Here is an 18,631-nt window from a genome sequence, read left to right on the forward strand (position 1 = left end):
ACGGTGAATACCAAAGGGTTCCTACACCCTGCCACTGCATTTGCAGCGACAGCCAAAGACTATCGATGGAACTCACTGCGCACCAGTTCATGGAAACCGCTACAACTTGAAGGAAACTTCCGACAACCTTGCCCAGAAATTTCGCAGCCTGTAAGACCGCCTTCGCGGGCAAGCCTCGCTCCTACAGAATTGAGGCACACCGCCAAAAATGGGAACAACCCCAATCCTGTAGGAGCGAGGCTTGCCCGCGAATTGACTGCGAAGCGGTCATAAAATTTGTCGGACTCAGAGATAACAAGCTTTACCACGTTGATTGATCTTCAAGGCTGGCCTTATGAAGGTCGTCCTTCCACTCTTCGCTTGCCAATCTATATATGTCTTCAAAAAAGCCCCGAGGATCATCTATTTCTGTTTCATCCCAAGCGAGAGCATGATACTCGTCATAGTCGCTTTCGAACTGTGTAGAAAAATCAAAATCTGGCTGATGCAAAATTTCGTCAAGCATCTTAAAAATTAAGAACCTGTGACGATAGGTTAAATAGTCAAAATCTGAAATTATGAATTTTCTTATTATCTCCTCTCTGTCTTCCTGCTTATTAGGATTGTAAGTCCACAAAACTTCGCCAAGCGTTTCTTCTCTGTCATAGATCGATATTCCGGCAAGAATATAGGAAAGCTGAGGCTCATATGGGGTATCTACATACGGATGCGTTAACATTTTATTTACCCTATCGAGGAAATGCCGTAAACGGACGCTTCACATTCTTCCTATCAAACTTTATTTCTGCACTATCAAGGGTTTCTACATAACGAGGATTATTTAAATCCTTGTTATTAGGCTTGTATCCACGTCCTGCACCCGGCAAATTCATTCGAACATAAGGATTTTGCTCACCGTCATAACCAGTTGGCTCGGGTACATCACCTTGCATCTTAGACAAAGCATAATCTATCGCGCGAAATTGCATCATCCAGCTACTGAACTGAGAGCTTGGTCTGATCGGGCCTCTCACACCTCTCTTCGTCGGATGAGTCCCATCAATTGACCTCTGCTTTATCGCTTTATCACTTATTTCTGGACCATGCTTTCCCACCGAATGCATTCTATATTCTCTCTCCCACTTTAATACCTGACGCTTCGCTTCCTCCTCTGTTTTAGGCTCAGGGAGAGTCGCCTTAGGGAGCACTGGAACGCCCTGATTTACGGAAGGATTATTGGGATCTGCGGGTGACGGACAGCCTGCCTTTTTCTTATTATTCGGCGGTGGACAGTTGGTCGAGCTCAACCCCAACGGATCAACCCACCCCGTCGGATTCAGCGCGTACCGATACCCGTTCAGCCCGCCCGCCAACTTGACCGGATCCGGCGTCAGGTACCGCCCCACCTCCGGATCATAGTACCGATGCCGGTTGTAGTGCAGGCCGCTCTCGGCATCGAAGTACTGCCCTTGAAACCGCAACGGTTGTTCGAGCTGCTCGCCCCCACCAAACGCTAACCGCGTAACTTTTCCGTAGGCGTTGTACTTCGCAGACCAGACAATCTCGCCACCAAAATCGGTCAGTTCCTGCGGCGTACCCAGGTGATCGAGCTGGTAGTAAAACGGGCAAGCCTTGCGCGGGCCTTTGCCGTCGAGCATGGCCAGGGGACGGAAGGTGCCCGGTTCGTAAACATAGCTGCGGTAGTGCTCGCGGCTGCTTTCAGCAACGAGGTTGTCGCCCTGCCAGAAGAACTCGGTGGTTTTGCCGTCGACGGTTTTAGCGATGCGTCGGCCAAAGGCGTCGTAGCGATAGCTCGCGCAACGTCCGTCCGGGGTCGTGACGCTGACCAAGCGATGCTGGCAGTCGTAGGCATATTCAGTGACGAGTTTTTGCCCGGTGCCGCGACGTTCGCGGATGAGGTTGCCGAAGGCGTCGTAGTCGTAATGGCGGTCGCCTTGCATGAGCAGGCGATTGCCTTTTACGGCAGCCACACCGGGGCGGTTTTGCATCAGCAGGTTGCCGGCCGGGTCGTGGGCGAAGCTTTCCGGTGGGTCGTCGCGGGTGTGGCGCACGCGGGTCAGGCGGTTGAGGGTGTCGTAGTAATAGCTGCGCTGGCCGTGGCGGCTGTCGGCGACGGTCGCCAGGTTGCCGTTGACCGCGTAGGTGTAGTGGCGCAGGTACAACGGCCGGGTTTGTTGATTGATGGCGTGCGCTTGCAGGCGGCCCTGTTCGTCGTAGTGGTAGCGGCTGGTGAGCTGGCCTTGTTGGCGCTGTTGTTCGCGGCCAAACGTGAATTGGTGGGCGGTGAGCGGCGCGCCGTTGAGGTCGATGGCGGTCAGCGCGCCGCCCTTGGCGTGGTGGTAATCGAGTTTGCTGCCATCCGGCAGGCGCATGCGGTTGAGTTGGCCGCAGGCGTCGTAGCCGTAACGCAAGGTGCCCCAGCCTTGGTGCTCGGTGATCAAACGGTCTTGTCGGTCGTACTCGAATTCCAGCGGATGATCGTGACCGTCGTCGACGCTGATCAGCCGTCCGAGGTTGTCGTAGCGGTATTCGACCTTGATGTCGTCGGGCAGCGTTTTAACCAGCAACCGCCCTGCCGAATCTCGCTCATAAACGGTAACCCGCTGCGAGCCGTCGTCGCCGAATTCGGTTTTTTCCAGCAGGTTTGCGTTGAGGTCGTAGGTGTACGCCGTGCGCTGGCCATCGAATCCGGTTTCCTGTCGGATCAATCCGCCAGGCGTGTAGTCCAGGCGATATTGTTCGCCGGATTCGTTTTCGATTTCTGTGAGCAACAGCTGCGCGTTGTCGTAGCGATAGTTGAGCTGCGTGCCGTCGGGGTTGATTCGGCGGCTGACCAAATGCAAACCATCGACGTATTCGTAGCGGGTAACGAGGCCAAGCTCGTCGCGTTCAGCGGTGATTTTTCCGTAGGCGTTGTAGCTGAAGGCGCGGGTGGCACCCGTAGGAAGTGTCGTCTGAACCAGTCGCCCAACGGCGTCCCACCCGTAGTGAGTGAGCGATCCGTGTTCATCCTGATCGGTAATCCGTCGACCCAGCGCGTCGTAGGAAAACCGCCGCAACCCACCGTCCGGCAAAGTTTCTTCAACCAGTTGCCCTAAAGCATTGCGGACGAAGAGATGGCGACCGCCATCCGGGTAACGGATCGACAGCAACTGGCCTTTTTCATCGTAGTGATAATGGGTGACCTGGCCGTCGGGATCAGTCTCTTCGGTGATGTCGCCCTGAACGTTGCGCTGATATTTCCAGACCGCTTTGCCGCGATACCGGGCATGCAGGAAACCGTTGCGATACTCGTAGGACGTGGGCTCATCTTCCGGCGGAATCAGCGCCACCAAACGTCCGACTTCGTCGTAGTGGTATTCGGTGACGGCGCCGAGCGGATCCTGCTCGGCAATCAACCGCCCTTTATCGTCGTAGGCCTTGAGGTGTTCGCCGCCATCCAGCTCGACCTTGCGCACCAGTCGCGCCCGGTCGTCATGCTGGTAAACCTCTTCGCTGCCGTCGATGTTGTGGACGGTGACACTGCCCTCGTCATCCCAGACATAGCGCGCTTCCATCTGCGCAAACGACGCCCAATGCCGGACGCATCGCGCAGCCTTGCCGGACCTTTCCCACTCCCAGAAGAAACTCGCCCCACCGGCCAGTTGCCGCTGCTGGATGACGTGCTGGTCGTCGTAGTCGTAGCGCTCGCTTTCCCCGGCGGCGTTGGTCGCTTCGATCAAACGGGCGCGTTCGTCGTAGCGGTAGCTGACCAGTGTCTGTTCGGTTATCCAGGCTTCATCCGACGTGTCCGCCGGGACAAAACGCTGGTAGTCGACGGCAATCAAATGGTGCTGGTCGTAGCGCAACAACAAGGCGCGACCGGCGCCGTTGTCGAGGTGCTGGATACGGTCGCGGCGGTCGTGAGTGATGCGCAACCGGTTGTCGTAACCGTCGCTGATCGCAGCCAATCGACCGTTGATGAAATGATAGAAACGCGTGTCGTCGCCAGCCTGGGCGAGGATCAGTTCTTCCGGGACATCGCCCAAGTAAATCGCTGCACGCGAGAGGCTGTTGTGGATCGCCGGGCGCTCATTGCCAGGCAGCGGGAAGGCGGTGCGACGGTTTTCATGGTCGATCCAGACGACGCCATCGCCATCGATTTCCAGTCGATGCGCAAGGCTGTGACTCCAGCCGAAACCGAGGCCGCAATCAATCTCGACGGCGCTGGTGCGATAGAGCCGCGTGAAGTCGAATGGCAGAATTCCATTCAATGAACCGTCGGTGAGGGTCAGCAGTTCTTCGCCGGTGACCATCGACACCGGGCATTTGTTGGTGGCGGTTTTATCGGCGGAATCGGCGCTGTCGCCGTTGGGATTTGTGGCCTGCTTCGAAGCGTCGTCGTGGTGTTCGTTTTGTTTGAGCGTGGTGTTCTTGCGAGCATTCCAGCGCAAGTGCATGGCGCCATTTTTCGGTCCGGCCGCGACGCCCCGCGCAGCGACTTTTTTGTAGCGGCTTACATAGCCCATGAAGTTGTTGATGATCGTGACCATCGACTTCACGAATGCCATCGCAGCCTGAAAAATCTGTGCGCTGTACTTGGTCAGGCGCACTGCCAACCAGGCAACGCCAACCCCGACCACACTCAGCACCAAACCGATCAGTAGGTCGATGACCAGCCCGACGACAACTTTGGAAATGGCCTCGGCCGATGACTCGGCCAGTTGCGTCGGCGGGAGCATCTCCAGCCACAGCGTCGCGGTGCGCACCAGCAAACACAATGCGGCCTCGTCACTGGCCAGCAACATGGCTTTTTCCATCATGTCTGGCGCGCTTTCTGCGAGTTTGGCCAGTTCGCCAGCGCTTTCACCCAGCTTCTCGGCAAAGGCATTGGGGTCTTTCAGAATGTCAGTGAGTTCACCGATGCCATCCCAAACCGCCTGAATCGCTGCCCAACCACCTGCCAGTGTTCCGTTACCCGCTGCGGTCAGCGAAGCGGATGCGGATTGCTGTGACCACTGCGGCTTGAAGCCTTGCCACTCAGTGCGCAGCCAGTCTTCCAGCTGTCCGGTCAGGCCGTCATAAGACTTGAAAAGCTCATCAACCTGATCCGAAGTCACCGCGCTGTGGACATGCACGCGGAAGAACTTCCCGGCAACGCCCCTGAATTGTCCCTTGCCGTTTTCATCGAGCGTGACGGTGATTTTTTCGCCGCCATCAACGGCAATCACATCAACATCAATGTTCCCCAGTGGAACGTCATAAACCGATTCGAACTTGCTCTCGATCTGCAGAATTCCGTTTAGCGGACACTGCGCAACACTGGAGAAAAAGTCGTCATCACTGCGGCTCACCGACGTAGTGGTGTTGCCCAGTTTGATCTGCCGGTCCATGTCCATCAGCGAGGGCAGGTCCATTGCCCGGCTGACCTTGTCGGCGTTACGACTTAAAAAGCCCTTGAGTTGCTGGCGATACACGCTCAGCGTGTCCTTGAAACCGTCGAGCTCCTGCTCGATCCGTATGATCTGATCCATCAGTCCAGCTCCATCGACAGGTAATCCACCAAGGCTGATTTCGGGGCTGGCGACAGGCCCGGCTCTTCCAGAAAGATCGCGACTTTGTGCCGCAACACGCTTTCGGAAAACGCCTCGAAAAGATCAGGACGGTCCTCGCTCAACCACGTGAGCAAGTTGTTCAGCCGAGTGGTGTTTGAGTGTTCGCAGAGGTGCTTCAACAGCGTTGTGGAAATTTCCCACCATGGAAAAACCCCGGCGGTTTTCAGTGCAGTTCCACCGATGTCGAGCGGTTGACCATTGATCAGGCACCGCCCCACGACCGGTAGCAGTTGAGCGACATCGACCTCCGCAGACTGAAGAATCGGCAGCAAGTAACGCCCATCCCAGAAGCGAAAAAACACCGCGCTGCCATTGGGTAAAAACACTTGCGTGAGGCTGCGCAGATGCTCGATCAACACGTATTGAGACGAAGAAGAAACCGCCAGCCAACCCCAATCGCGAGACTCAGTAGTGGCGACCCAGTCCAGAAACTCACTGCCAGCAGCGACGATTCCGACATAGGGCATGACCGGTTCCCACTCGGCGTAAGGCGTGTCGGCCCAAATTGGGCTCGGCGCATGCAACGGACTTGATCTCTGCCAGGCGTTGAACGGCTCAGCGGAACTGGCATTGCCGAACACTGCGAACAACTGCTCGGAAGGTTCGAGTGGTTGGCGCTCCAGCCAAGTGAGGGGTGACAAGCTCTCAGGCTGCACAGACACCACCCTTGCAGCGTTCACATTCTTCGCAGAATGGGGCGTCGCTTTTCAGGGTCAGAATCTGTGCTGCGCTGAGCGCCAGAAGTGTTTGTTGATTGGTCGCGGCGCCCACGGCCGGCATCGGTGCACCGCCCAACTCAATCGGAACGCTGCTGAAGATCCCGGCGGGGCCGATGTTGATCCAGTGGCCGCCCGCCTGAATGGTCGCGTTGGCACCACCGTCGATGACAATTTGCTGGCCCGCGCTGGCGTGAAATTGCCCGCTCGCCTTGAGGGTCTGGTTGCTGACGGTGATGGAGCGGTCACCGTGAACGTGCAGGTTATCGTTGGCACCAATCACCGCACTGCGCTGATTTCCGACCTGGACGTGCAGGTCGTTCAACACGTGTTGAGTCCAGTTTCGCTGGGCCCGCAGGTAGATTTCCTCGGCGCCTTTGCGATCCTCGATGCGTAATTCGCTGTAACCACCGCCACCGGGACTGCTTTGGCTGCGGAAAATGCTGCGGGTTTTGTCGGCGGGCAGATTCAGTGGTATCGAGTTGGCGCCATTGGGCACGCAGCCCATGACCATCGGTTTATCGACGTCGGCATCGAGGAACCCCACCAACACTTCCATGCCGACCCGAGGAATCAGTGCGATGCCGTAGCCGTCATGCGCCCAGCCGGTGGCGACGCGCAACCAGCAACTGGAATGTTCATTGCGCTTTGCGTCACGATCCCAGGCGAGCTGAACCTTGACGCGGCCGTACTCGTCACAGTGGATTTCACTGTCGGTCGGGCCAGTGACTACGGCGGTCTGGTAACCGGTGAAAGAGGGTTTCCCGATCAGGGGTGGGCGAAACAAAACATCCCACGGTGTCGCCAGAAAGGTATTGCGATAGCCCTGGAAATCATCCGCCCCGTCGCTGCTGACTGACTCTTCGAGCACCTGCGGCTGACGGCCATGGTGTTCGACTTGGGTGATCAGCCACAGGTCATTCCATGCCTGGCGTGGATGTTCCGACAACGCCAGGAAGTGACCTGTCACCAACGCGGGCTCATCGCTGCGACCTTCAGCCTGACGGTAGTCGGCGTTGTGGCGCTCCAGTGTTCGTTGAGACAGCGCCCTGCCGGATTCGCGATCCGTGAACTGGCCAGGAAAGTGATAATCCTCAAGCGTCGGCAGTTGTCCGTTGTCGCTTCGGCTTTCAAGTTGCAGTCCGGGTTTGTGGAAGTCGTAGTCGCGACGGGCTACCGAAGTGGTGCGGGTTTCCAGCCGCACGTTGAAGCGATTGATCGCGGGCGCGTCGGCCGCCATTCCGGTGTCAGGCGAGAAAAGTGTCGGTTTGTCGATCCTGGGGAAAACCGTCTGGTCGTCACCAAACACCAGCAAGTGCCCGTCGGGGCTGTGCTGAAAGTGGTAGTGAATGCCGATCTCGGCGCACAAGCGCTGGATGAACGCCAGATCGCTTTCCGCGTATTGCACGCAGTACTCGCGATCGGGGTAATCGCTGCCGAGCTGAAAGACGAACGCATCGCGCTGGATGCCATGATCCTCAAGGATTTGCGCAATGATCAGCGGCACGCTTTTGTGCTGGAAAATCCGCTGATTGATGCGCTGGTCGAGGTAGGTCAAACGCGGGACCAGGCTGACTTGATAGCGCGTCAGACGCTTACCGGAATCGCCCTGGCCAACCCGAAAAATCTGACCGTGAATACCGCTGCCTTGTGTATCGAAACTCAGAAATGCCTGACGATGCAGAAGGCTTTCGAGCTCGATGTCCGGCCGTTCACTGACCAGCTCCAGGTCAAAGCGATAAGGCTGGCTGATGGCTTCCTTGCCGGTGAACTCAAGCACCTTGAGGTCATGCTGGTCACCGTCGACGGTCAGCGTGAAACGCGGTTGATTAGCAAGAGCGAACATCCGATGTGTCTCTGCAGAGTGAAGGCGGGCGATTCTGCATGAGCGGCAAGGGGTGTTGACGAAGGGACAGGAAACTCAGATTTGTCGTGCTTTTTTAAAGATTCTTCCTTCAAAAATCGGGATGTTTGGCTACAGACATTCCTTTCAAAACCACCACTGCCCTCCTGTGGGAGCGAGCCTGCTCGCGATAGCGACCGATCATTCAACTTTGATGTCGACTGGCACGACGCCATCGCGAGCAGGCTCGCTCCCACAGGGATCTCCAACACAAACCAAAGACAAAAAAAACGGCCCGCCTCCAAAGGAAGCGGGCCGTTTTCATGTTCGGCGAAAGGGTTGAGCCTCAGCTCATCCCCATCACTTGTTCAGGCGGAAATCAGCCTCGGCAGCTGCGAAACGCTGCAGCATGCCGTGAGTCGGCGCGCCCAGTTTGCTGACGATGTAGATCGCCAGGCTGGCGAAGATGAAACCAGGGATGATTTCGTACAGGCCCAGCAGCTCGAAGTGTTTCCACACGATCACGGTGATCGCGCCGATCAGGATGCCTGCCAGTGCGCCGTTGCGGGTCATGTCTTTCCAGATCACGGAGATCAGGACTACTGGACCGAACGCAGCACCGAAACCGGCCCAAGCGTAGCTGACCAGACCCAGCACACGGTTTTCCGGGTTGGCGGCCAATGCGATGGCGATCAGGGCAACCAGCAACACCATGGCGCGGCCGACCCAGACCAGCTCAACCTGGGAGGCGGTTTTACGCAGGAAGGTTTTGTAGAAGTCTTCGGTCAGGGCGCTCGAGCACACCAGCAACTGGCAGCTCAGGGTGCTCATGACAGCAGCCAGAATGGCCGACAGCAGGACACCGGCGATCCAAGGATTGAAGAGGATTTTGGCCAGTTCGATGAACACGCGCTCGTGGTTTTCGGTCACAGGACCGGCCACATCTGGGTGCGCAGAGAAGTAAGCGATACCAAAGAAACCAACAGCGACGGTGCCGCCCAGGCACAGGATCATCCAGGTCATGGAGATGCGACGTGCGTTGGCGATCGACTTGACCGAATCCGCCGCCATGAAACGCGCCAGGATGTGCGGCTGGCCGAAGTAGCCCAGGCCCCAGCCCATCAGCGAGATGATGCCGATGAAGGTGGTGTTTTTCAGCATGTCGAAGTTGCTGGCGTCTTGTGCTTCGATGGCCAGGAACGTGGTGTCGACGCCACCGGTGGCCAGCAGCACGATGATCGGTGTCAGGATCAGGGCGAAGATCATCAGCGTGGCTTGTACGGTGTCAGTCCAGCTGACTGCCAGGAAACCACCGACGAAGGTGTAGGCAATCGTCGCCGCAGCACCGGCCCACAGCGCGGTCTCGTAGGACATACCGAAGGTGCTTTCGAACAGACGGGCGCCGGCAACGATGCCGGACGCGCAGTAGATGGTGAAGAACACCAGGATCACAACCGCCGAGATGATCCGCAGCAGGCCGCTTTTGTCTTCGAAACGGCTGGAGAAGTAGTCCGGTAGCGTCAGCGCATCGCCGTTGTGCTCGGTCTGCACACGCAGACGGCCGGCGACGAACAGCCAGTTCAGGTAAGCACCGACGATCAGACCGATGGCGATCCAGCTTTCGGACAGACCGGACATGTAGATGGCGCCCGGCAGACCCATCAACAACCAGCCGCTCATGTCGGAGGCACCAGCGGACAATGCAGTCACGACGCTGCCCAGGCTGCGACCGCCCAGAATGTAGTCAGAAAGGTTGTTGGTGGAGCGATAGGCCATGAAGCCGATCAGCACCATTGCTGCGATGTAGATCACGAACGTGATCAGGGTTGGATTGCTAACGCTCATTAAGTGATGCCCTGGCTTTGTTTTTATGTAGCGGCAGAGTGTGAAAACGCCGACAAACGACAATGTTTGATCAAACGATTTGCGGGTCCGCGCATTTAGGACTGATGTTTCCCCAGGAAAGCCATCAGCCGGTGCACCTGTCTTTTTGACCGGTTGCACCTTGGGCGCGAATCCTATTCAACAACACAAATAAGGTGCAACCCATTTTTTGAGAATAAGTTGCACCTAGTCGGATTTAGCTTGAAAAGGCCTGTTTTTGCTCCCTTTTAGAGCAGTCATGAGCGTTTACTAGAAGCAAAAGCACCAAGCAGGAGCGGTACGTTCGTACCGGAATTTAATTCCTGACGAGCTGCCTATTATTCCGACAAAAAAAGGGTTGCACCCGGTTGCACCTCGGAGAGCGCGCAGCTAATCTTGCCGCCAGCTGATGCCACGCGGTCGTGGCAAACATGAGGATAAAAATATGGCTACCACCACCCTTGGGGTCAAACTTGACGACCCGACCCGCGAGCGCCTCAAGGCCGCCGCGACTTCGATTGATCGCACGCCGCACTGGCTGATCAAGCAGGCAATTTTCAATTACCTGGAAAAACTCGAGGGTGGTGCAACCCTGACCGAGCTCAATGGCCTGACGGCCAAAGAAGCCGACGACAGTGGCGACGTCCACGTCGACCACGCGCACCAGTGCTTCCTTGAGTTCGCCGAAAGCATCTTGCCGCAATCGGTGCTGCGCGCCGCCATTACCGCTGCTTACCGTCGCCCTGAGCCGGAAGTGGTGCCGATGCTGATCGAACAGGCTCGCCTGCCAGTCGCCATGGCTGACGCCACCAACAAGCTCGCTGCTTCGATTGCCGAGAAACTGCGCAATCAGAAGAGCGCCGGTGGCCGTGCCGGAATTGTTCAGGGCCTGTTGCAGGAATTTTCCCTGTCGTCCCAGGAAGGCGTGGCACTGATGTGCCTGGCCGAAGCGCTGTTGCGCATCCCGGACAAGGGCACTCGTGACGCACTGATCCGCGACAAAATCAGCACCGGTAACTGGCAGCCGCACTTGGGCAACAGCCCGTCGCTGTTCGTCAACGCCGCAACCTGGGGCTTGCTGCTGACCGGCAAACTGGTCGCCACCCATAATGAAGCGGGTTTGACTTCGTCACTGAGCCGGATCATCGGCAAAAGCGGCGAGCCGATGATCCGCAAGGGCGTCGACATGGCCATGCGCCTGATGGGCGAGCAGTTCGTCACCGGCGAAACCATCGCCGAAGCCCTGGCCAACGCGAGCAAGTTCGAAGCCAAGGGTTTCCGCTATTCCTACGACATGCTCGGTGAAGCCGCCCTCACCGAGCACGACGCGCAGAAGTACCTCGCGTCGTACGAACAAGCCATCCACTCGATCGGCAAAGCGTCCCACGGTCGTGGGATTTATGAAGGCCCGGGCATTTCCATCAAGCTGTCGGCACTGCACCCGCGTTACAGCCGTGCGCAGTACGAGCGTGTGATGGACGAGTTGTACCCGCGCCTGTTGTCGCTGACCCTGCTGGCCAAGCAATACGACATCGGCCTGAACATCGACGCCGAAGAAGCCGACCGCCTGGAGCTGTCGCTGGATCTGCTGGAGCGCCTGTGCTTCGAGCCGCAACTGACCGGCTGGAACGGCATCGGTTTCGTGATCCAGGCTTACCAGAAGCGTTGCCCGTACGTGATCGATTACGTGATCGACCTGGCTCGCCGCAGCCGTCATCGCCTGATGATCCGCCTGGTGAAAGGCGCGTACTGGGACAGCGAAATCAAGCGCGCCCAGGTCGAAGGCCTGGAAGGCTATCCGGTCTACACCCGCAAGGTGTACACCGACGTTTCCTACATCGCTTGCGCCCGCAAATTGTTGTCGGTGCCGGAAGTCATCTACCCGCAATTCGCCACGCACAACGCCCACACTCTGTCGGCCATTTACCACATCGCCGGTCAGAACTATTACCCGGGCCAGTACGAGTTCCAGTGTCTGCACGGCATGGGCGAACCGCTGTACGAACAGGTTGTAGGTAAAGTTTCCGAAGGCAAGCTGAACCGTCCGTGCCGCGTGTACGCACCGGTCGGGACTCACGAAACGCTGCTGGCGTACCTGGTACGTCGTCTGCTGGAAAACGGTGCGAACACCTCGTTCGTGAACCGTATCGCCGACCAGTCCATTTCGATTCAGGAGCTGGTGGCCGATCCAGTGGCCAGCATCGAGCAGATGGCGACGCTGGAAGGCGGCTTCGGCCTGCCGCACCCGCGTATCCCGCTGCCGCGCGATCTTTATGGTGCCGAGCGCGCCAACTCCAGCGGCATCGACATGGCCAACGAACATCGCCTGGCTTCGCTGTCGTGCGCTCTGCTGGCCACTGCTCACAACCACTGGAAAGCCGCGCCGATGCTCGGTTGCGTCTCCAGCACCGAAACCCCTGCGCCTGTTCTGAACCCGTCCGATTTGCGTGACGTGGTCGGTTACGTACAGGAAGCGAATGTCGAAGACGTCGACAACGCGATCCAGTGCGCCCTGAACGCAGCGCCGATCTGGCAGGCCACCCCGCCCGCCGAACGTGCTGCGATTCTGGAACGTGCCGCCGATTTGATGGAAGGCGAGATCCAGCCGCTGATGGGCCTGCTGGCTCGCGAAGCCGGCAAGACCTTCGCCAACGCCATCGCCGAAGTGCGCGAGGCCGTGGACTTCCTGCGTTATTACGCAGTGCAGGCCCGCAACGATTTCACCAACGACGCCCACCGCCCGTTGGGTCCGGTGGTGTGCATCAGCCCGTGGAACTTCCCGCTGGCAATTTTCAGTGGCCAGGTTGCTGCCGCATTGGCCGCCGGTAATCCGGTACTGGCCAAGCCTGCGGAACAAACCCCGCTGGTCGCCGCCCAAGCCGTGCGCCTGATGCTCGAAGCAGGGATTCCGGAAGGCGTGCTGCAACTGCTGCCGGGCCGTGGCGAAACCGTTGGCGCCCGTCTGGTCGGTGACGATCGGGTCAAAGGCGTGATGTTCACCGGTTCCACCGAAGTCGCTCGTCTGCTGCAACGCAACGTTGCCGGTCGCCTGGATGCACAGGGCCGTCCGATTCCGTTGATCGCTGAGACTGGTGGCCAGAACGCGATGATCGTCGACTCTTCGGCACTGACCGAACAAGTCGTGATCGACGTGGTGTCGTCGGCCTTCGACAGCGCGGGTCAACGTTGCTCGGCACTGCGTGTGCTGTGCTTGCAGGAAGATTCCGCTGACCGTGTCATCGAAATGCTCAAGGGCGCCATGGCTGAATGCCGACTCGGCAACCCGGAGCGCCTGTCCGTGGACATCGGCCCGGTGATCGACGCCGAAGCCAAGGCCGGCATCGAGAAACACATCCAGGCCATGCGCGACAAAGGTCGCAACGTGTACCAGGTGGCCATCGCCAACAGCGAAGAAGTCAAACGCGGCACCTTCGTGATGCCGACGCTGATCGAGCTGGAAAGCTTCGATGAGCTGCAACGCGAAATCTTCGGCCCGGTGCTGCACGTGGTGCGCTACAAGCGCAAAGACATCGACCAGTTGATCGGTCAGATCAACGCTTCCGGCTACGGCCTGACACTGGGCGTGCATACGCGCATCGACGAGACCATCGCCAAGGTGATCGACAACGTCAATGCCGGTAACGTCTACGTGAACCGTAACATCGTCGGTGCTGTGGTTGGCGTGCAACCGTTCGGTGGCGAAGGCCTGTCGGGCACCGGCCCGAAAGCCGGTGGTCCGTTGTACCTGTACCGCCTGCTGTCGACGCGTCCTGCCGATGCAATCGAACAATCCTTCGCTCGTGGCGATGCCGCCACTGCACCGGATGTTCGTCTGCGCGATGCCATGAGCAAACCGCTGACCGCGCTGCAAGCCTGGGCCGACAGCAACAAGTTTGCCGACCTGAGCGCCTTGTGCGTGCAGTTCGCGGCGCAATCGCAAAGCGGCATCACCCGTGTGCTGGCGGGCCCGACCGGCGAGCGCAACAGCTACGCGATCCTGCCGCGTGAGCACGTGCTGTCCCTGGCCGAAGCTGAAGGCGACCTGCTGACGCAACTGGCGGCAGTATTGGCTGTCGGCGGCTCAGCGGTATGGCCGGAAGCTGACCTGACCAAAGCCTTGTTCGCACGCCTGCCGAAGGAAGTTCAGGCGCGTATCAAGCTGGTTGCCGACTGGAACAAGGACGAAGTGGTGTTTGATGCGGTTCTGCATCACGGCCATTCCGATCAGTTGCGTGCGGTGTGCCAGCAAGTGGCCAAGCGTGCCGGGGCGATTGTCGGGGTTCACGGGTTGTCGCTGGGCGAGACCAACATTGCGTTGGAGCGTCTGGTGATCGAGCGAGCGTTGAGCGTTAACACCGCTGCGGCGGGGGGTAATGCGAGCTTGATGACCATCGGCTAAACCGCCGAGTGTCAGCTGCAAAAATGGGCGCCCTCACCGGCGCCCATTTTTTTACCTGAACCACTAAACCGCAATACCGCACAGGCCCTGTAGGAGCCGGCTTGCTGGCGATCAGTTCAACGCGGTGTATCTGAGGCACCGCTATCGCCAGCAAGCCGGCTCCTACAGGGTCGTGTTTGGCCTGTCTATCACCGTTATCAATCATCCTGTTCAGCCTCTATCCCCACGCCTAGACTCGGTCCATTCCAAAAAAAGGTAGGCCGCCATGTCCGAGACGTTGCTCAGTTCCCGCAATCTGGCTTTCGAGCTGTATGAAGTCCTCGACGCCGAAGGCCTGACCCAGCGAGAGCGTTTCGCCGAGCACAATCGCGAGACCTTCGACGCCGCCATCGGCACCGCTCGCAGCATTGCCGAGAAGTTTTTCGCCCCGCACAACCGCAAGGGCGACGAGAACGAGCCTCGCTACGAGGACGGTCAGGCGATTCTCATTCCGGAAGTGAAACCGGCGGTGGATGCCTTCCTTGAAGCCGGTTTCCTCAACGCTGCGCGCAGTTTCGACGCCGGCGGCATGCAACTTCCTACACTGCTGTCCCAGGCGTGTTTCGCGCACTTCCAGTCAGCCAACGCGGCCTCGACTTCGTACCCGTTCCTGACCATGGGTGCGGCGAACCTGATCGAAAGCTTCGGCACCGAGGAGCAGAAGCAGCGCTTCCTGCAACCGATGATCGACGGCCGTTTCTTCGGCACCATGGCCCTGACCGAGCCGCATGCCGGTTCGTCGTTGTCGGATATTCGTACCCGCGCCGAGCCTGCTTCTGACGGCACCTATCGACTCAAGGGCAACAAGATCTTCATCTCCGGCGGCGATCACCCGCTGTCGGAAAACATCGTGCATATGGTGCTGGCCAAGTTGCCGGATGCACCGGCCGGAGTGAAGGGGATTTCGCTGTTTATCGTGCCCAAGTTCCTGGTCAACGATGACGGCAGCCTCGGCAAGCGCAACGACGTGTTGCTGGCCGGGCTGTTCCACAAAATGGGCTGGCGCGGCACGACGTCCACCGCGCTGAACTTCGGTGATAACGGTGAGTGCGTCGGTTATCTGGTGGGCAAGCCGCACCACGGTTTGAGCTACATGTTCCAGATGATGAACGAAGCACGGATCGGCGTCGGCATGGGCGCGGTGATGCTCGGTTACGCCGGCTACCTGTATTCGCTGGAGTACGCCCGCGAGCGCCCGCAAGGCCGCGTCCCGGACAGCAAAGACCCGAACACCGCGCCGGTGGCGATCATTCAGCACGCCGACGTCAAACGCATGTTGCTCACGCAAAAAGCCTACGTCGAAGGCTCGTTCGATCTTGGGTTGTACGCAGCGCGACTGTTCGATGACACCACGACGCTTGCGACCGAAGCAGAGCGCAAACAGGCCCATGAGCTGCTGGATTTGCTGACGCCAATCGTCAAATCCTGGCCGTCGGAGTTTTGCCTGAAGGCCAACGAACTGGCGATCCAGATTCTCGGCGGCCACGGTTATACCCGCGAATACCCGGTTGAGCAGTATTACCGCGACAACCGTCTGAACCCGATTCACGAAGGCACCCACGGCATTCAGTCACTGGACTTGCTGGGCCGCAAACTGGCGCAGAACGGTGGTGCGGGACTGAAACAATTGATCCGCCTGATCGCCGACACTGCCGAGCGGGCGCAAGCCTACGAATCGCTGAATGCGCTGCGTGAACCGCTGGAGAAACTGGTGGCCCGCCTGCAAACCGTAACCCTCGGTTTGCTGACCGACCTGGCTCAAGGCAAGGTCAACAGCAGCCTGGCGAATTCGGCGCTGTACTTGAAGGTGTTTGGGCACACAGTGATTGGCTGGCGCTGGCTGGAACAGGCGATTCGCGCCGAGGAAGGGTTGGCCAAGGGGAACGCGGCGGATGTGAGCTTCTATAAGGGCAAGCTGCAGGCGGCGCGGTATTTCCTGACCTGGGAAGTGCCGGGTTGCCACCATGAACTGGCGATTCTTGAGGCGCGGGATGATGTGTGTTTGAACATGCAGGATGAGTGGTTCTGATCTCAGCCATGTAGTGCTGCTGAAATCCAATCGCTGGCAAGCCAGCTCCTACAAGGGTCAGTGTTGAGCGCAGATTCGTGCTCGATCACAACTTTGTAGGAGCCGGCTTGCCGGCGATAGCGTCCTGCGAGTCAACTCAACTTGAAACTGCCCATCTGCCGCGCCAAATCATCAGCCAACCGCTGCAACGTCTGACAATCCTCCCGGCAAGCCCTGACCTCCCCCGCTGTCGCCCGGGCCAGGTCGGAAATCCCCTGCACGTTGCGGTTGATCTCTTCGGTCACCGCCGACTGTTCTTCCGTCGCGGTCGCGACTTGGTGGTTCATGTCGCTGATGCGCTCGATCTGCCCGGTAATCGCGGTCAGCGACGTCCCGGTGCGCTGGCTCGATTCGACACCTGTGCCGGTCGCCGCTTGGCCGGTGTGCATCGACGACACCGCGTTCTCCGCACCTTGCTTGAGGCTGCCGATTATTTGCTGAATTTCATCGGTGGACGTTTGAGTTCGCCGCGCCAGCGTCCGCACTTCATCTGCCACGACGGCAAACCCGCGCCCCATGTCCCCGGCCCGCGCCGCTTCGATGGCCGCGTTAAGCGCCAGCAAGTTGGTCTGTTCGGAAATCCCGCGAATCACCGCCAACACCTGATCGATCGACGCCACCTGATCCGCGAGTTCGCCCACCGCACTGGCGGCCACACCGATTTCATCGGACATGCTTTCAATATGTCGGATCGACCCACCGACCACTTCCCGCGCCTGCATCGCCTCATCGCGAGCATCCTGCGAGGCAACTGCCGCGTTACCGGCGTTCTGCGCGATTTCCTGCACGGTCAGGCCCATTTCGTGGACGGCGGTGGCGACCATGTCGGTCATTTCCTGCTGACGCCCGGAGCGTTCGGCGGTGTTGTCCACAACCTTCGCCACCTGGCTGACGGCGGTGCGCAAACGCTCACTGGTGGTCAGCACTTCGCCGATCATCTCGCGCTGACTGTCGAGGAATCGATTGAAGCCGCGCGCCAGGTCACCCAGTTCATCGGCGCGGCTGGAATCTAACCGGTGGGTCAAATCTCCACCACCGCTACCGATGGCTACCAGCGCCGCTGTTACCTGACGAATCGGCCGCACCAACCCACGGGCCAGCAACACCACCAGCAACAGGCACACCAGCGCCACCGCCAGGCCAATGCCGCTGCTCATCCACATGGCGCGGCGAGCTTCGGCGTAGATCTGCGACTGCGGCACTTCGGCCACCAGGGTCCAGCCCAAGTCCCTCAGCGGCAGGCTCAACGCGAGGAAGTCTTCGCCATCACGCACGAAGCTGCTGCTGGCAGCTTTTTGACCCATGACTGCCTGCGCGGCCGACGCACCGATTTGCTCGACCAAGGTGCGCTTGCCACTGAATTGCGCTTCGGGGTGAACCTGGATCAAACCGTCGGAACGCACGAGATAGACCTTGCCGCGCTCACCGAAGGTGAAGTTGTGAATCAGCTCCGACAGCTCTTTCATGCTCAGGCCAAGCCCGGCAACGCCCACGACTTTGCCGGCCTGCTCGACCTTGAGGTCGATGAACAGCGCCAATTCTCCGGTGGCTGTGTCGTTGTCGATATTGAGGGTGCGCGGCTGGTTGCTGTCGAGGAACGAATAGAACCAGGCGTCTTTGGGATTGGAACGGCTAAGGCTGCGGTCCAGGCCTTTTTCAGTGAAATAGTGGTTTGAAGCCGTACCGACAATTAACGCGGTAAAGGCTTTGTGTTCGGCGCGGATGCCCTCCAGATACTGCACGAACGCGGCGGTCTGGTCACTGTTTTCACCCCCGGCCAGCCAGTCGCGCACCATGCTGTTGCTGGCGATGTCCTTGGCGGCGGTGAGGGGTTGCACGAGGATGCGCTCGATGTCGTTGCGCATCGCTTCGATGCTCGACGGCAGCGCTTGTTCGACCAGGTAGCTCTGGGCGAGACGGTTGACCACGAGGGTATAAACGCCAACCACGATCAGAATACTGACCAGCAGGGCGGTGCCCATACTGAGGATCAACTGCCATTGAATACTGCGACGCCAGAACTGCATGGAGCACCCCCAAAGAATAAGAGGCTGAAACACTGCAACAGCCGTGCCGATTGTATACAACGCAAACGACAATTTATTCTTT

The 18,631-nt window shown here is 58.8% G+C and carries 8 protein-coding genes; 2 read left to right on the top strand and 6 right to left on the bottom strand.

All coding sequences use genetic code 11. The features are described from left to right. Positions 1-301: 301 nt before the first annotated feature. The 5 genes from IB254_RS16735 to putP all read right to left on the bottom strand — a co-directional run bounded on the left by IB254_RS16735 (position 302) and on the right by putP (position 9,998). Entirely contained in the window at positions 302-718 is a 417-nt protein-coding gene (locus tag IB254_RS16735) for a hypothetical protein (protein ID WP_192418126.1), read from the bottom strand. Between the two features lie 10 nt (positions 719-728). Then, positions 729-5,513, bottom strand: coding sequence for an RHS repeat-associated core domain-containing protein (locus IB254_RS29900; RefSeq protein WP_192418127.1), 4,785 nt, complete (start codon positions 5,511-5,513; stop codon positions 729-731). Then, the gene (locus IB254_RS16745) at positions 5,513-6,250 is read right to left on the bottom strand and encodes a DUF4123 domain-containing protein (RefSeq protein ID WP_192418128.1); all 738 of its coding nucleotides are present in this window, start codon (positions 6,248-6,250) and stop codon (positions 5,513-5,515) included. Before IB254_RS16745 ends, IB254_RS29900 begins: the two co-directional genes overlap by 1 nt. Continuing rightward, on the bottom strand, positions 6,240-8,156 hold the full coding sequence (locus IB254_RS16750) for a type VI secretion system tip protein VgrG (RefSeq protein WP_192418129.1): 1,917 nt from the start codon (positions 8,154-8,156) through the stop codon (positions 6,240-6,242). The genes IB254_RS16745 and IB254_RS16750 overlap by 11 nt, the downstream gene beginning before the upstream one ends. Before the next feature lie 357 nt (positions 8,157-8,513). Further along, positions 8,514-9,998 (bottom strand): sodium/proline symporter PutP, encoded by a 1,485-nt coding sequence (gene putP, locus IB254_RS16755; protein WP_192418130.1) that lies wholly within the window; start codon positions 9,996-9,998, stop codon positions 8,514-8,516. Between the two features lie 463 nt (positions 9,999-10,461). Between putP and putA the strand changes: the two genes are divergently transcribed. After that, complete coding sequence (gene putA, locus IB254_RS16760) at positions 10,462-14,415, top strand: trifunctional transcriptional regulator/proline dehydrogenase/L-glutamate gamma-semialdehyde dehydrogenase (protein WP_192418131.1); 3,954 nt, start codon at positions 10,462-10,464, stop codon at positions 14,413-14,415. Positions 14,416-14,680: 265 nt separating this feature from the next. Further along, on the top strand, positions 14,681-16,483 hold the full coding sequence (locus IB254_RS16765) for an acyl-CoA dehydrogenase (RefSeq protein ID WP_192226890.1): 1,803 nt from the start codon (positions 14,681-14,683) through the stop codon (positions 16,481-16,483). Between the two features lie 131 nt (positions 16,484-16,614). Here IB254_RS16765 and IB254_RS16770 read toward each other — a convergent pair whose 3' ends face one another. Further along, positions 16,615-18,549, bottom strand: a complete 1,935-nt coding sequence (locus IB254_RS16770) for a methyl-accepting chemotaxis protein (protein ID WP_192418132.1) — start codon at positions 18,547-18,549, stop codon at positions 16,615-16,617. Positions 18,550-18,631: the final 82 nt, after the last annotated feature.

Source organism: Pseudomonas sp. PDM03, from assembly GCF_014852385.1.
GTDB classification, from domain to species: Bacteria; Pseudomonadota; Gammaproteobacteria; order Pseudomonadales; family Pseudomonadaceae; genus Aquipseudomonas; species Aquipseudomonas migulae.

Coding starts and splice junctions, on each gene's coding strand:
- IB254_RS16735 (WP_192418126.1), bottom strand. CDS start 718: ATGTTAACGCATCCGTATGTAGATACCCCATATGAGCCTCAGCTTTCC.
- IB254_RS29900 (WP_192418127.1), bottom strand. CDS start 5,513: ATGGATCAGATCATACGGATCGAGCAGGAGCTCGACGGTTTCAAGGAC.
- IB254_RS16750 (WP_192418129.1), bottom strand. CDS start 8,156: ATGTTCGCTCTTGCTAATCAACCGCGTTTCACGCTGACCGTCGACGGT.
- putP (WP_192418130.1), bottom strand. CDS start 9,998: ATGAGCGTTAGCAATCCAACCCTGATCACGTTCGTGATCTACATCGCA.
- putA (WP_192418131.1), top strand. CDS start 10,462: ATGGCTACCACCACCCTTGGGGTCAAACTTGACGACCCGACCCGCGAG.
- IB254_RS16765 (WP_192226890.1), top strand. CDS start 14,681: ATGTCCGAGACGTTGCTCAGTTCCCGCAATCTGGCTTTCGAGCTGTAT.
- IB254_RS16770 (WP_192418132.1), bottom strand. CDS start 18,549: ATGCAGTTCTGGCGTCGCAGTATTCAATGGCAGTTGATCCTCAGTATG.